The sequence below is a fragment of the Shewanella psychrophila genome (genome assembly GCF_002005305.1).
In the GTDB taxonomy this organism is placed as follows: domain Bacteria; phylum Pseudomonadota; class Gammaproteobacteria; order Enterobacterales; family Shewanellaceae; genus Shewanella; species Shewanella psychrophila.
Genome location: NZ_CP014782.1, coordinates 3815682 through 3830735 on the forward strand (window position 1 = coordinate 3815682; position 15054 = coordinate 3830735).

At 46.7% G+C, this 15054-nt stretch carries 14 protein-coding genes; all 14 read left to right on the forward strand.

The features are described 5' to 3' along the window. Window positions 1–22: 22 nt before the first annotated feature. The 14 genes from rpoZ (at window position 23) to sps_RS16430 (ending at window position 15054) form a co-directional block, all read left to right on the forward strand. Window positions 23–307 (forward strand): DNA-directed RNA polymerase subunit omega, encoded by a 285-nt coding sequence (gene rpoZ / locus sps_RS16360; protein ID WP_012004474.1) that lies wholly within the window; start codon window positions 23–25, stop codon window positions 305–307. A 13-nt stretch (window positions 308–320) separates the two neighbouring features. Then, the gene (gene spoT, locus sps_RS16365; protein WP_077753498.1) at window positions 321–2426 is read left to right on the forward strand and encodes a bifunctional GTP diphosphokinase/guanosine-3',5'-bis pyrophosphate 3'-pyrophosphohydrolase; all 2106 of its coding nucleotides are present in this window, start codon (window positions 321–323) and stop codon (window positions 2424–2426) included. Between the two features lie 32 nt (window positions 2427–2458). Then, window positions 2459–2842, forward strand: a complete 384-nt coding sequence (locus sps_RS16370) for a RidA family protein (RefSeq protein WP_077753499.1) — start codon at window positions 2459–2461, stop codon at window positions 2840–2842. A gap of 67 nt (window positions 2843–2909) precedes the next feature. Beyond that, window positions 2910–3608 (forward strand): tRNA (guanosine(18)-2'-O)-methyltransferase TrmH, encoded by a 699-nt coding sequence (gene trmH / locus sps_RS16375; protein WP_077753500.1) that lies wholly within the window; start codon window positions 2910–2912, stop codon window positions 3606–3608. An 876-nt stretch (window positions 3609–4484) separates the two neighbouring features. Continuing rightward, window positions 4485–6143 carry an AMP-binding protein gene (locus sps_RS16385; protein WP_077753502.1) on the forward strand — a complete coding sequence of 553 codons (1659 nt, stop codon included), beginning with the start codon at window positions 4485–4487 and terminating at the stop codon, window positions 6141–6143. Between the two features lie 191 nt (window positions 6144–6334). Then, entirely contained in the window at window positions 6335–7267 is a 933-nt protein-coding gene (locus sps_RS16390) for a calcium/sodium antiporter (protein ID WP_077753503.1), read from the forward strand. 149 nt (window positions 7268–7416) lie between these two features. Further along, window positions 7417–8115 carry a hypothetical protein gene (locus sps_RS16395; protein WP_077753504.1) on the forward strand — a complete coding sequence of 233 codons (699 nt, stop codon included), beginning with the start codon at window positions 7417–7419 and terminating at the stop codon, window positions 8113–8115. A gap of 56 nt (window positions 8116–8171) precedes the next feature. After that, window positions 8172–9269 (forward strand): sensor histidine kinase, encoded by a 1098-nt coding sequence (locus sps_RS16400; RefSeq protein ID WP_077753505.1) that lies wholly within the window; start codon window positions 8172–8174, stop codon window positions 9267–9269. Window positions 9270–9283: 14 nt separating this feature from the next. Next, window positions 9284–9883, forward strand: coding sequence for a response regulator transcription factor (locus tag sps_RS16405; protein ID WP_077753506.1), 600 nt, complete (start codon window positions 9284–9286; stop codon window positions 9881–9883). Window positions 9884–10000: 117 nt separating this feature from the next. Next, a complete protein-coding gene (gene recG / locus sps_RS16410) occupies window positions 10001–12076 on the forward strand; it encodes an ATP-dependent DNA helicase RecG (protein WP_077755729.1) in 2076 nt (691 codons plus the stop codon). A gap of 139 nt (window positions 12077–12215) precedes the next feature. Beyond that, window positions 12216–13070: a DUF3014 domain-containing protein gene (locus sps_RS16415; protein ID WP_077753507.1), complete on the forward strand. Its 855-nt coding sequence runs from the start codon at window positions 12216–12218 to the stop codon at window positions 13068–13070. 227 nt (window positions 13071–13297) lie between these two features. Beyond that, entirely contained in the window at window positions 13298–14014 is a 717-nt protein-coding gene (locus tag sps_RS16420; protein WP_077753508.1) for a beta-ketoacyl synthase chain length factor, read from the forward strand. 1 nt (window position 14015) lies between these two features. Further along, complete coding sequence (locus sps_RS16425; protein ID WP_237158123.1) at window positions 14016–14813, forward strand: lysophospholipid acyltransferase family protein; 798 nt, start codon at window positions 14016–14018, stop codon at window positions 14811–14813. Next, the gene (locus sps_RS16430) at window positions 14800–15054 is read left to right on the forward strand and encodes a phosphopantetheine-binding protein (RefSeq protein WP_077753510.1); all 255 of its coding nucleotides are present in this window, start codon (window positions 14800–14802) and stop codon (window positions 15052–15054) included. The genes sps_RS16425 and sps_RS16430 overlap by 14 nt, the downstream gene beginning before the upstream one ends.

Consider the following 15054-nt stretch of genomic DNA (forward strand, 5'->3'; position numbering starts at 1 on the left):
TCCTAACACTGGAGTTCCACACATGGCTCGCGTAACTGTAGAAGACGCCGTAAACCAAATCGGCAACCGTTTTGATATGATCCTGGTTGCAGCGCGTCGTGCTCGCCAAATCGCTGTGCAGGGCAAAGACCCTATGGTTGAAGAAGAGAACGACAAGCCTACCGTTATCGCACTTCGCGAAATCGAATTAGGTCTAGTTACTGCTGACACTTTGGATGCCGATGAGCGCCAAACTGTTCGTGAACGCGAAGCAGCAGAAATTGCTGCTGTTGCTGCGATTGCCGAAGGTCGCAACAACGTAATATAAGGAGTACAACCACTTGTATCTGTTTGAAGGTCTCAAAGAGTCTGCATCAAGTTATTTAGAACCTGATCAGGTAGCATTACTCAAGCAGGCCTATCAGGTGGCGCGTGATGCCCATGAAGGTCAAATGCGCACAAGTGGTGAACCCTATATCACACACCCGGTTGCGGTCGCCCGCATCCTGGCCGATATGCGTCTCGATCATGAGACGCTTATGGCCGCCCTCCTGCACGACACTATCGAAGATACTCCGGTAACCAAAGATGAACTCGCCGAGATTTTCAGTGAATCCATCGCCGAACTGGTGGAAGGTGTCTCCAAACTTGATAAGCTAAAATTTCGCGACAAGAAAGAGGCTCAGGCCGAAAACTTCCGCAAAATGATGATGGCCATGACTCAAGATATCCGAGTTATCCTAATCAAGTTAGCCGATCGAACCCACAATATGCGTACCCTAGGAGCCTTAAGGCCCGATAAGCGTCGCCGTATTGCACGGGAAACCCTGGAAATTTACGCACCGATTGCCAACCGTCTCGGTATTCATAATATCAAGATAGAGCTGGAAGACTTAGGCTTCCAAGCTTACTACCCTATGCGCTACCGCGTATTAAAAGAAGTAGTGAAAGCCGCTCGTGGTAACCGTAAAGAGTTAATCCAGAGCATTGAAGCCGCGGTACGTACTCGCCTCGAAGATACCAAGATCCCAGGTACCGTTAAAGGTCGAGAGAAAAACCTCTATTCCATCTACAACAAGATGCAGAGTAAAGAACTTCAATTCCAAGAAGTCATGGATATCTACGCATTTCGCATCGTCGTCGATTCCATAGATACCTGTTATCGAGTCATGGGCGCCATGCATGGCCTTTACAAGCCTCGCCCGGGCCGTTTCAAAGATTATATTGCCATTCCAAAAGCCAATGGCTATCAGTCGTTACATACCTCGTTATTTGGTCCCCACGGTGTACCGGTCGAAATACAGATACGTACCGAAGATATGGATCAGATGGCTGATAAAGGGGTTGCGGCTCACTGGATCTATAAGAAAGGCAGCTCAGCAGATCAAGGCACAACGACACAAGTTCGTGCCCGTAAGTGGATGCAGAGCCTACTCGAACTGCAGCAGAGTGCCAGCACCTCATTCGAATTTGTTGAAAACTTCAAGACCGAGCTCTTCCCGGAAGAGATCTACGTATTTACCCCTGAAGGTCGCATCCTCGAACTTCCGGTTGGCGCTACTCCAGTCGATTTTGCCTATGAAGTTCATACCGACGTGGGTAACACCTGTGTCGGCGCTCGTGTTAACCGTCAGGCCTACCCCTTGAGTCAACCACTGATCTCGGGGCAGACTATCGAGATCATCACGGCCAAAGGTGCCAGACCTAATGCAGCCTGGCTTAACTTCGTAGTGACCGGCAAGGCGCGCGCTAAGATCCGTCAAATACTCAAGAGCCTCACCGAAGACGATGCGGTGATCTTAGGTAAGCGCCTGCTCAACCATGCATTAGGCGACACAAAACTAGATTCCATCGACCCAGCGCAGATAGATAGAGTCGTTAATGATACTAAGCATAATACCTTAGATGAATTGCTGGCCGATATTGGCCTAGGCAATGCCATGAGCATAGTGATCGCTCAGAGATTAGTTGGCGATAAGGTAGTACCTCAGGAACATAATGACTCCCACATGATGCCAATTCGTGGCGCCGAGGGAATGCTAGTCACCTTCGCCAACTGTTGTCGCCCCATCCCGGGTGATGCTGTTATTGCCCACGTAAGTCCAGGAAAAGGCTTGGTGGTACATATGGAAAGCTGTGCCAATATCCGCGGCTATCAAGGTGAACCAGATAAATATATCCCTGTGCAATGGGATAACGCCGAAGGCGTCGAGTTCCAAGCAAATCTACGTGTAGAGATAGTGAACCATCAAGGTGCACTGGCTAAGATCACCTCGATTGTTGCCGCCGAAGGTGCCAATATTCACAACTTGAGTACCGAAGAGCGTGATGGAAGAGTCTTCCTGATCAATCTGAGGATCTCAGTCAAAGACCGAATTCATTTAGCAAACGTGATGCGACGTATCAGGGTACTACCTGAAGTACTCAGAACATCCCGTAATCGATAAATAACTTATCAAGACTAACTAGAGAGAGCGTTATGGCAGAAAAAATCATCATAGCAACCGATAAGGCACCACAGGCAATCGGCACTTATTCTCAAGCTGTTAAAGTTGGCAGCACTGTCTATCTGTCTGGTCAGATCCCGCTCAATCCAGAGACTATGCAAATGGTTAGCGATGAATTTTCGGCTCAAGTGGTTCAGGTCTTCGAAAACTTAACCGCTGTCTGTGAAGCCGCAGGCGGTTCTCTGAGTGATATAGTGAAACTCAATATCTTCATGACAGATTTAAGCAACTTCGCCACGGTCAACGAAATAATGGAACTTTACTTCTCTCAGCCTTACCCGGCTCGTGCAGCTATTGGCGTAAAGCAACTACCGAAAGACTCACTTGTCGAGATGGATGGAGTGATGGAGATTTAATCTCTGTTCATTCTCTATCAGGGCGCTTCGGCGCCCTTTTGTATTTTTATCGTTTAAGAAGATCCCTATGAGCCCAGAACGTTTTGCACGTATCAACGAAATGTTGGATAACCGCCAACCAGATCTCACTCTCTGCCTAGATAGGGTTCATAAGACCAATAATATAGCAGCCGTGATCCGTACAGCTGATGCCGTAGGCATTCATCAAGTTCATGCGGTATGGCCAGATATAGAGATGCGAGTCTCGGGTAATACAGCTTCCGGTAGCCAGCAATGGGTGAAAACGATTAAGCATTATCATATGGATGATGCTCAGCAGGCGTTTCGCGCTCAGGGAATGCAGATCTTAGCTACCAACTTCTCGGAAGATGCCGTCGATTTTCGTGAAATCGATTATACCCGTCCCACTGCGATTATCTTAGGCAATGAACATGATGGTGTGAGTCTCGAAGGAATAGCGGCAGCAGATCAGCAGATCATCATTCCCATGATAGGCATGGTGCAATCACTCAATGTCTCGGTAGCATCTGCACTCATCATGTATGAGGCTCAGCGCCAACGACAAGCCGCTGGCATGTATGGCAGCCGCAAGCTAGATGATGATTACTGTCAGATAAAACTATTTGAACAAGGCCACCCCATCTATGCCAAAGCCTGTAAGCGCAAGAATATTCCTTATCCTGCCGTTGATGAACAAGGTCAAATTGCCGCCGACGACATTTGGTGGGAGAAAATGCGCGCACCAGATTTTCATGCAGCTGTTTGAGCTGCCCTAAACTAAAAACTAGCTCACTTGTCGGATAACAAGGTTGCTTAAATATCTTTTAGGGTTGGGTTCATTGGGCTGAATGGGTACTTGCTACTATGCTAAGTACCATAGCTTCATGTTTACCTAGCACCTGCCGTGGGCTTAAGTGCAAACACTTCTGTAACACGCCGCAAGCACAGTCCCTGTGGGCTCTACCAAAACATCTGACCGCCACGGATGGTGGAAATGCCGAAAAATGTAGGGAACATTTTCGGCCCTGTTTTGGAAACCCACTGCCGCATCTACATCGGGTTATTCCTCTCTTCGATTTAAGCGTTTTTGACTCGTAACTCATATTTGTACATTAGTGAGCGAGAGTACTCGCCCTAACTCAAAAGATATTAAAAAACTAAACAAAAGCGATTCACCAAGGAGGGCACGGAGAAAGGCAACAGCTAAAGTTTTTGAATACCTCAATCTTTACCTCCGTGTTCTCCGTGGAAGCGTAGCGCTTCGTGGTGATACTTCTATTTTGAATAAGGGGATATTAGGCATGGGCAAAGTTATGCATGTCTATCATATCTTTAATGCTGAGTTCAACATAAAAAAGTACACATGCCTCGCCGGCCAGGCGGTAGATTGCAATGAAGGGTCGACCTTCAAACCCACTTCCAAATATAAAACCAGCCGAATGAAACAAGCAAAAATGTAATCAGCCTTCATTCGAAGACTTGCACTGATTTGTATATATTTATCTCACACTTATTCAAACTGTTTGTCATAGATCACAATTTTCGCCATACTCAAATTAATACCGACAGCAAACACAAGCCTTATAAAAACAAAAGTTTGCCGATTCGAATGGAATTAATAATCACATGTATGGAGTTGCCGATGGAATCACAGATCAAAACACCTGTAGAGATGCTCGACCATTGGGTCGACACCCTAGGTGACTCGACCTACCTGAGACAACCGATCAATGGTCAGTACCAAGATTTTAGTTGGCGTGAAGTACAACAAAAAATGCAGCAGCTTGCCGGCGCGATGAGACATTTGGGTCTAAAGCCTGGCGATAAAGTCGCCGTGCTCTCTAAAAACTGTGCCGAATGGTTTATTACCGATCTTGCCCTGATGCATGGCGGCTATATTAGTGTGCCCATTTACCCAACGGCCAACGCGGATACCATACGTTACGTGTTGGAGCACAGTGAAGCCAAGGCCATTATTATCGGTAAGCTAGATTATTGGGCCGATCAAGAAGCCGGAGTTGGCGGCGATCTCTTAAGAATGGCCATGCCCTACGACACTATGCCAGCTCAATACAAATGGGAAAGCTTACTGCAACTTGGTGAGCCCTTACTCGATGCCCCTTTTGCCACCCCAGAGCAAATAATGACACTGATCTACACTTCAGGCTCCACAGGCAAGCCTAAGGGTGCCATTCAGACTTTCGCCAGCTATGCCTGGACTTGTAAGGCTGTGGTAAGGGATCTTAAAACTGGTGTCAACGACAGATTAATCTCTTACCTGCCTCTTGCCCACATTACTGAGCGCGTGGCAATGGAAGGCTCTTCTTTCTACTCTGGTAGCAGTGTTGCCTTCGTCGAGAGCCTGGATAGCTTCGTTACCGATGTTCAACGTGCCAGGCCAACGGTATTTTTCTCCGTCCCCAGACTCTGGAGCCTATTCCAGCAAAATATTATCGGCAAGATCGGCAACAGTAAGCTGAACTTCCTGCTGAAATTGCCTATCATCAACGGCATCATTAAGAAGAAGATCCATTCAGGCCTAGGTTTGGAGCATTGTCGCCTGCTGGGATCGGGCTCCGCGCCAATTCCCCCTTCACTTATTCAGTGGTATCACAGCATAGGCCTCAATATCAGTGAAGCTTGGGGCATGACAGAAAACAGTGCCTACTCCATCATCAACTATCCATTCGATGCCAGTAAAATAGGCACAGTCGGCCGCGCCGTCGAAGGTTGCCTAATCAAGCAAACCGACAGCGGTGAGCTCTTGGTAAAAAGCCCGGGCTTGATGACAGGTTACTATAAGCAAGATGAGCTGAGCGCCACCTCATTCGATGAAGAAGGCTACTTCCTCACCGGAGACCTCTGCTCCATCGACGGCGATGGTTGCGTATCAATAACCGGTAGGGTCAAGGATAACTTTAAGACTTCGAAAGGTAAGTATGTTGCCCCCGTACCCATCGAGCGTAAATTGGCACAAGATCCTCATATTGAGCTACTGTGTGTCATCGGTTCAGGGCTCCCCCACCCCATTGCTTTGGTGCAACTATCTGAAGGCGCTTACCTGCAGCCAAGAGAAGAGGTTCGTAGCTCACTAAAGGCAACGCTAGATAGCATCAACCCCAACCTTGAATCCCATGAAACAGTTGATGCCATCATAGTCGTCAAGGACGCTTGGGATGTCGATAATGATGTACTGACTCCGACACTGAAAATTAAACGTCATGTGCTGGAAAAAAGATTCACTGACAAGATCGACGGCATACGTGGCGGCAAGATACGTTGGGAAGATGAAATAGACTAGCTCTCACCATTTTCACTACATATAAAAGATACTAATAAAGCACGCACTAAGCGTGCTTTATTATGTTTAACCACCCTAAACTGTAACGTATAAAAACATTAATGACATAATATGACGTTAATGTTTGCCTTATGGTGAAAAAACTTTAAGCTAGCTAATCGAAAATTTACAACAGGATAATTAGAACTAAGATGTTAATCGCTCTATATATCATAGGTGGCTTCGTGATCCTCACCTTAGGTGCCGAAGCTTTAGTACGAGGCGCTAGCGCCATCGCCCTCAGATTAGGCATTACCCCTCTGATTATCGGCCTGACCATAGTCGCCTTCGGTACCAGCGCTCCCGAACTAGCCGTAAGTTTAAAATCTGCCTTGGCTGGCAACAGCGGCATAGCGCTGGGCAACGTCATAGGTTCGAACATCGCCAACATAGGGCTCATCCTGGCAATAACCGCCCTTATACGTCCAATTCAAGTAAAATCCCAGATGGTCAAGCGTGATATCCCCATCATGATCGCCGCCTCCATGCTCTTCTGGGGCTTACTGCTCGATGGCGATCTTAGCTTCTGGGATGGTGCCCTACTAACCAGCTTATTAGTGGGCTACCTCAGCTTCAGCTATATCAGCTCACGTAACGGTGGTGACAGCGAAGAGATTGATGATAGCCCTCAAAAACCTATGCTTTCTGTGTTGTTTATTATCATAGGGATCGCCATGCTCGTCGGCGGCGGAATATTATTCGTCGATGGCGCCGTAGATCTCGCCAAGACATTTGGAATTAGCGAAGTCATTATTGGCTTAACCATAGTCGCCATAGGTACCAGCATGCCTGAGCTAGTCACTTCAATTGTGGCTGCACGCAAAGGAGAGAGTGACATAGCCATAGGCAACATAGTCGGCTCTAACTTGTTTAATATTCTAGGCATCTTAGGTGTAACCGCCCTAGTTCATCCTATTGCCGCCGCCGGTATTCAGAACTTCGACTTTATCGTCATGTTAGCTCTATCCCTGCTTGTGCTGCCATTCGCCTGGACGGGATTCAGGATAGGCCGCCGCGAAGGCGCAATACTGTTAACCTCTTATCTCAGCTATATCGGCTATCTGGTCGTTCAGGCCTCAGCTTAATATTCAGCTAATCTACACTCAGTAAATAAGATCATGGTGACAAATGTCATCATGATCTTATGACCTTTGTGTCTGCAAATTTCTTCCGATCTCTTTGATACTAGTCCTGTACCAATACAGGGACTTTATTCATTCTCAAGGAGATCACCATGAAAACTATTTTACGATTAAACAGCCTTAGCGGCATATTGGCACTCTGTAGCCAAATGGTTATGGCCACCGATATCGAACAGATCGATGCGGCTGCTAACAGGATGAATCTAGAACAGCTACACACCTTAAGTCAGCAAAGCCAAGATTATGTTCAAGCATATGCAAATTACCGCCTCGCTATCAGCGCCAACATACTCGGCCAACCAGTAGTTGCTAGTGCAGCATTAAACAGTGCTCAAACAGATCTTGAAGCATTAAATCAAGTTTCATCCAATGCTGAAAACCTTGCACTACTTGCATCCGTTTACGGCATGCAGATAGGCTTTAACCCATTAAAAGCCAGTGTCTATGGTACTAAATTTGGCTTAACACTTTCCCAAGCTCAAACACTAGAGCCCAATAACCCTAGAGTCATGCTCATCGAAGCGATATCGGCCTTTAATACACCGCCAGCCTATGGTGGCAGCATAGAAAATGCTATTAGCTTAAGCAGCAAGGCTATTGATCTATTTGCGAATCCTTGCGATAACATCTGTTGGGGCCTCGCCGAGGCGTATACATGGCGAGGGCTGGCAAAACAGAGTAATGGAGATAGACAAGGTGCGATAGACGATTGGCACGAAGCGGTTAATATACAGCCTGATTACGGCTGGGCTCACTTCTTACTCGAGCAAGACAAGGATGCAAGTCAGTAACCCAAATAAAGCTGCTTAGTGATGAGCCGAGCGGCCTTATCTCAAAGGAAAGAGTTATGAATAATCTTAATACTATCGTCGATTCAGAGAAGCGTTCACTCGAAGATAAGCTCGCCTGGGTTTACCTGATAAACCTAATTTTCTATTTGATCCCTCTGTTCATAGGTAGCAAGCCTATATGGCAAATAGTCATAAGCCTAATAACCCTGCTCCCCTTCATTTATTGTTATTTTTGGGCATATCGCAGCCCGAAAAAGAAAGCAATCTATCCCATTTTGGCCATGATAGCTCTGGGCATCGCAATTACTCCGATCAATACCGGATCCCTTTCTCTATTTACATTCGCCGGCTTCTTCATTGGTTTCAACTATTCACTGAGAACGGCTTTTATCAGTCTGATAGGCTTTGTCTCACTGCTTGCTGCGATCACTTTTATACTGGAAATGAATCATTATAACTTTATCACTTACGGTGGACTGCTAATCGCCGGAGTGGGCTTATTCGGCGTCGCCGAGCGAAAGCGTGTCGAAGCTCATTGTCGTGCACAAAAGAGTAAGGCTGAAATAAGTCAGTTGGCCACCATGTTGGAGCGAGAGCGTATCGCAAGAGATCTCCATGACATTATGGGTCACAATCTATCCAGCATCTCCTTGAAGGCAGAGTTAGCCGCAAAGCTCTTAGACAAAAACCAGATTGAGCAAGCCAAGCTGCAACTAAGAGAACTAAACGAAATAGCCCGAGACAGCTTGAGTCAGGTACGGCAAACTGTCTCGGGCTACAAACATAAAGGCTTGAGTTCCAGCGTGATGCACCTCTGCCAGACTTTGCGAGACAAAGGTTTGAGTGTGAGTCTGGAAGGAGATATTCCCCAGCTCAATCCTAAACTTGAAACTCAAGTTATTTTAAGCCTTACTGAGCTCTGCAATAATGTGATCCGACATAGTCAGGCCGATCATTGCAGCCTTACTTTTAGCACTTCAGCTGATGAACTCACCATAAGCATCACTGATAACGGTAAAACAGCGAAAATTATTGAAGGCAATGGTTTGAAGGGCATAAGAGAACGATTAAAAGGCTTCCAGGGTAAGCTTGATTATATGATTAATCAGCAATGTCGATTCACCATCACGCTTCCACCTCAGAAAATATCATAAGGAGTCACTCGGGGATGAAAATTTTATTGGCAGAAGATCAGGCAATGATCAGAGGCGCACTGGCTGCACTTTTAAGCTTAGATGGTGAATTTGAAATCACTCAGGCTTGTGACGGAAATGAAGCCCTATCTCTACTCAAAGCCAACCGCTATGATCTTCTGCTAACTGATATTGAAATGCCGGGATTAACCGGGCTTGAACTGGCTAAATGGTGTCAAAGGCAAGACTCTCCCACCAAGGTCATTATTCTCACCACCTTCGGCAGAGCTGGTTATATCAAACGCGCCATCGAATCTGGTGCCGGAGGCTTCTTGCTCAAAGATGCCCCCTCTGACAGCCTTATTCATGCAATAAAACAAGTGATGGCAGGTAAACGGGTTATCGATCCTGAGCTTGCTGTCATGGCCATAGGTGATGAGATTGATCCTCTCAATGACAAGGAGCGTCGTGCACTTCGTTTAGCCGGAGAGGGGAAAACAACGGCCGAAATAGCCACTAATCTCTTCATCGCCGAGGGCACGGTACGCAATTACCTCTCGGAAGCGATCGGCAAACTTAACGCAAGCAATAGAATCGATGCAGCCCGCATTGCAAGACAAAAAGGCTGGTTGTAAAGGGTAAAATCAGCCCTAACGTTGCCATCATGCATTTATCTGATAGTATATGTATATAAATACAGTGCTTGAGTGTTTCGCTCAGATAACATTCAATTGATAAAATGGGTATTTGGCTTGAAGAGACTCGATCTTGTTCCTGTCACAGATCTTAAGGGTGTTGCCAAGAAGATGGCCGAACGCTTAGCTAAGCTCGGCATAAATACGGTACAAGATCTACTATTCCACTTGCCACTAAGGTATGAAGATCGCACTCAAATTTATCCCATAGCCTCACTCTATCCAGGCAGTTATGGCACCATAGAAGCCGTGATTCACTCCAGTCAGATCATTCAAGGGCGTAAGCGCATGATGACCTGTACAGTTAGAGATGAAACAGGTTACTTAACCCTTAGATTTTTTAATTTTTCGGTGGCACAGAAAAATGGCTTAGCCAATGGTACAAGTATCAGGGCCTACGGTGAAATTAGGCGCGGTAAGCATCAATCAGAGATCATTCACCCCGAATATAAACTCATTCATGGAGATAGCGATCTCGTTATGAGTGATACCTTGACGCCTGTGTACCCAACTACTGAAGGATTAAAACAGGCCAGTTGGATAAAGCTGACAGATCAAGCCTTGACCATGCTCGACGAGGGTGGCTTACAGGAATTACTCCCGCCTCAGCTTCAACCGAGTAATCTGAGTCTCAAAGCAGCCTTACAGCTATTACATAGGCCCAATAATCAGGTTTCCCTGTTCGATCTGGAGCAAGGTCACCACCCGGCACAACAACGCTTGATCCAAGAGGAGCTCCTAGCCCATAACCTGAGCATGCTCAAATTGCGCCAACGCAGCAATCGAGATAATGCTGTGAGCCTGGCCGCAACGGGTAAGCTACTCAATCCCTTCCTGAAAGCACTGCCATTTAACCCCACAGGAGCGCAGCAAAGAGTCGGCGTTGAAATCTGCAGCGATCTCGAAAAGAGTTCACCTATGATGCGTCTGGTTCAGGGTGATGTTGGCTCCGGGAAGACATTAGTGGCGGCCTTAGCAGCATTGCAGGCCATAGAAAATGGCTATCAGGTAGCTATGATGGCCCCAACAGAATTGTTAGCCGAGCAACATGCCGAGAACTTCGCCCTCTGGTTTGAGCCCCTCGGGCTAAAAGTCGGCTGGCTAGCCGGTAAACTTAAAGGCAAAGCCAGAGCACAATCTTTGCAGGATATTGAGTCTGGGGAGGCGAATATCGTTATCGGCACCCATGCGATTTTTCAAGAGCAAGTGATCTTTAATAATCTCGCCCTGATAATTATCGATGAACAGCATAGATTTGGCGTACACCAGCGACTTGAACTCAGAGAGAAAGGCATCAGCCAGGGCTTTCACCCCCATCAGTTGATCATGACTGCAACGCCGATTCCGCGCACCTTAGCCATGACAGCCTATGCCGACCTCGATACCTCAGTGATCGATGAACTTCCCCCAGGACGAACCCCGGTGACGACCGTAGCTGTTGCCGATATGAGGCGCAATGAAGTCATAGAACGAGTCCGCCATGCTACCACTCATGATAGCAGGCAGACCTACTGGGTTTGCACCTTGATCGAAGAGTCTGAAGCACTAGAATGCCAGGCGGCAGAAGATACCGCCGCAGAACTGACATTGGCACTGCCTGAGCTCAAGATAGGTCTGGTTCATGGACGTATGAAGTCCACCGAAAAACAGGCCATCATGGCCGAGTTCAAGTCAGGCGAATTGAACCTACTGGTAGCCACCACAGTCATAGAAGTGGGGGTTGATGTTCCCAATGCCAGCCTGATGATCATAGAAAATCCGGAACGTTTAGGTCTGGCTCAACTACATCAACTCAGGGGGCGGGTCGGTCGAGGCGCCATCGCCAGTCACTGCGTACTCATGTACAAGGCTCCTTTGTCACCGACAGCAACCAAGCGATTGGGGGTACTCAGGAACAGCAACGATGGCTTCATCATAGCCCAGAAGGATCTGGAGATAAGGGGCCCGGGTGAAGTGTTAGGAACCAAGCAGACTGGCATTGCCGATATGAAAATTGCCGATTTGGTTCGAGATCAGGCACTTATCCCCCATATTCAAAAACTAGCCATACATATCATGGAGCAGGTCCCGGAAAATGTCGATAGCATAGTGCAACGTTGGCTAGGTGATCGAGACCAATACGTACAGGCATAAATAATTAATTATTCTTTAATTCAGCCGACATCTATAGACATAGCTGCTAAATTTTGCAAAATGGAGAAGCCCCCTTTTTGGTATTTCACCTTAGAGCTGTCACCTCCTGTAACCGAGTCGTATATACAAAGGGTATTACATGCAAGTCAATCAAGAAGATAGAATCGCGCCAAAAGAAAAGTCGGTGAATACCAATACCTTAGCTATTGTAGCCGTAGCAGTTGCAGCTATAGTCTCAGGAGGTGCCTATTATTATTTTAAGGTCGGTGAACCAGAGCCCTTGCCTGTTCGAGTGGTAGATATCACTCCAGAAGAGCCTTTGGTAGCGGTTGTGGATATTCCTGAACCTGTGATTGAAGAAATCATAGAGCCTGAAGTCATTGAAACTGAACCACAAGCTCAAATAGAGCCAATTCCTACGTTAAGCAACAGCGATGGTTATGTTCATCAAAAAACAGTCGAGATTGCCGATGGTATGAAGATCGAGCCACTATTAGTGGAGAAAGATCTGGTTAGACATTTCGTGGTCTTTGTCGATAACTTAGCCCAAGGTGAACTGGCACGAAAAGTGAGCCCACTAAAGGCCCCCGACAGAGTCTTCACCGTTTCTGACATCACCAACAAGACATATCTTAATCCCGACAGTTATCACAGATATGATCTGTACGCCAATTTCATCGCTAACTTGAATGAACAGCAACTCGCTACAACCTACAAGGAGTTAACCCCCTTGCTCGGAGAAGCATTCGAGGAGTTAGGCTATGGTGAGATGAGCTTCAATCAGAGAATGCTCGAAGCCATAGATATTATGCTGGCGGCACCTGTCATAGAGCAGCCAATTGAATTAGATGGCGTCAGTGTAAACTATCAATTTGTCGATCCTAAGCTTGAAGCACTACCCAATGCACAGAAGCTCTTGGTTCGCATGGGTCCGGAAAACGCCAAGAAAGTGAAAGCCGCATTGCGTAAACTAAAAAAGTATTTAGCAGGCTAGCCTCTCCAGACCAACCCGTTGCATAAGCTGCGGGTTTAATACCAATCGTCACAAACCTATACATTTCAACAACACCTGTGTCTCAAAACACTTCATCATCCCAGTTAATCTAGTGTAGAATAATGCCTCAATGGCAACTCGCTTGCCGACCCGAGAAATGACCAACTCATCCATTTTTTTAACTGGTTGTATTCTCAGTCTTTATTAGTCGTATCAGAGGCAGTCAGTTGCAGTTAAGATTTAGCATTTGTTCTTGGGGAGCCTGGTCCCCCCAGCATCAGCAGCCCCAAGATTGGCAGCATTGGCGAAGTACCAATACTCACCAAAACTCCTCCCTGGCTGACACCCCAAAATTAGCTCGAGTCCCTGCGATGCAGCGACGACGTTATAGCGCCTTGACTAAGATGCAACTTGAGGCCGCCTTTCAGGCCGATGCACCACATTCATGCCGCACAATTTTTGCCTCTAGGCACGGAGAGTTGCATCGCACCATAGGCTTACTCAATAACATAGTAAAAGCAGAACCTCTTTCACCACTGGCCTTTAGTCAATCTGTACATAATACGGCAAGTGGTATTTACAGCATACTGACGGATAATCGAGCACCATCGACTTCGATTGCCGCGGGTGAAGAAAGCTTGCCACAAGCACTTATCGAAGCATATGCTCAGCTAAATGAAGACCCAACGCCTGTATTGCTTGTCTTCGGCGATCAGCCTGTACCTGAAATATATACAGATTTTGTTGATGAGCTCGACCTTCCTCTCTCTCTTGCATTAGTTATTGAAAGGTGTGATGAGTCATCTACCAAGCCGCAATTGACACTCAGCCAAGCGCGAGAAGGTAACAATATTAGTTATGGTGAGCTAGTGCACAGCTTGTCTGTTGCCAGACCTATAGCTGGTAACTTATGTCATTATCATTGGGAACTCAGCTTTGACTGATATGCCAGCAGTCAGGCTGACGGGATTAGCCTATGTTCCCAGGTGGATAGGCGGCGTCAGTTGCTATATCACCTTCGGTATCGGCGGACTACTAAGCTCGTTAACTATATTGCCTATATTAAGGTTTTGGCCAGGTACAAAGTTAGAGCGCATCCGCCGTGTACAAAAAGCGGTACACATCATGTTTCGCGGCTTTGTTTATATGCTGACTTGTACAGGTGTCATCAAAGTTAGTCCAGATAATATAGCTCGCCTCTCCTCGGCTAAAGGTAGAGTCGTGATTGTCAATCATCCAACTCTAGTCGATGTAGTGGTGTTAATCAGTTTAATGCCCAATGCGGGCTGTATCGTTAAACAAGGGATCTGGCGTAATCCTTTTATGCGTGGGGTTGTCGCCTGTGCTGGCTATATACCCAATCGCGGCGCAGAATTGCTACTCGAAGACTGTAGGCATGTACTAAAAAGCGGGACCAATTTAATTATTTTCCCTGAAGGCACACGTACAGTTCTAGGCACAAGCGTCAACAGCTTTGCCAGAGGCGCCGCCAATATTGCACTGAGAACCAAGACAGATTTATTACCTGTGGTTCTTCGTACCAATGCACCGGGCTTGAGCAAACAAGAAGCCTGGTATGAAATACCCCGTCGCACCATAGGAATGCGAGTCGAAGTAGGCGAAACCATCGACCATATCAGGTATGATGCGATTGCTGGTGGCGATGCGAAAATGGCACGTCAACTTACACGGGATCTGGAAGATTACTTTAAGACGAACTTAGAACATAATGAAACTACATAACGAAATAAAACAATTAATCATAGAATGCTTGGATCTTGAAGATGTCACCATCGATGATATCGAATCCGAGGCGGCGCTTTTTGGTGAAGGTCTGGGGTTAGACTCAATCGATGCCCTGGAGCTTGGTTTAGCGATTAAGAAGCAGTTCGATGTCAAAATTGAAGCCAATTCAGATGCTACTAAGGCACATTTTTATAGTGTGGCAAGTCTGGCCAGCTTTATCGAATCACAGCAAGCTTAG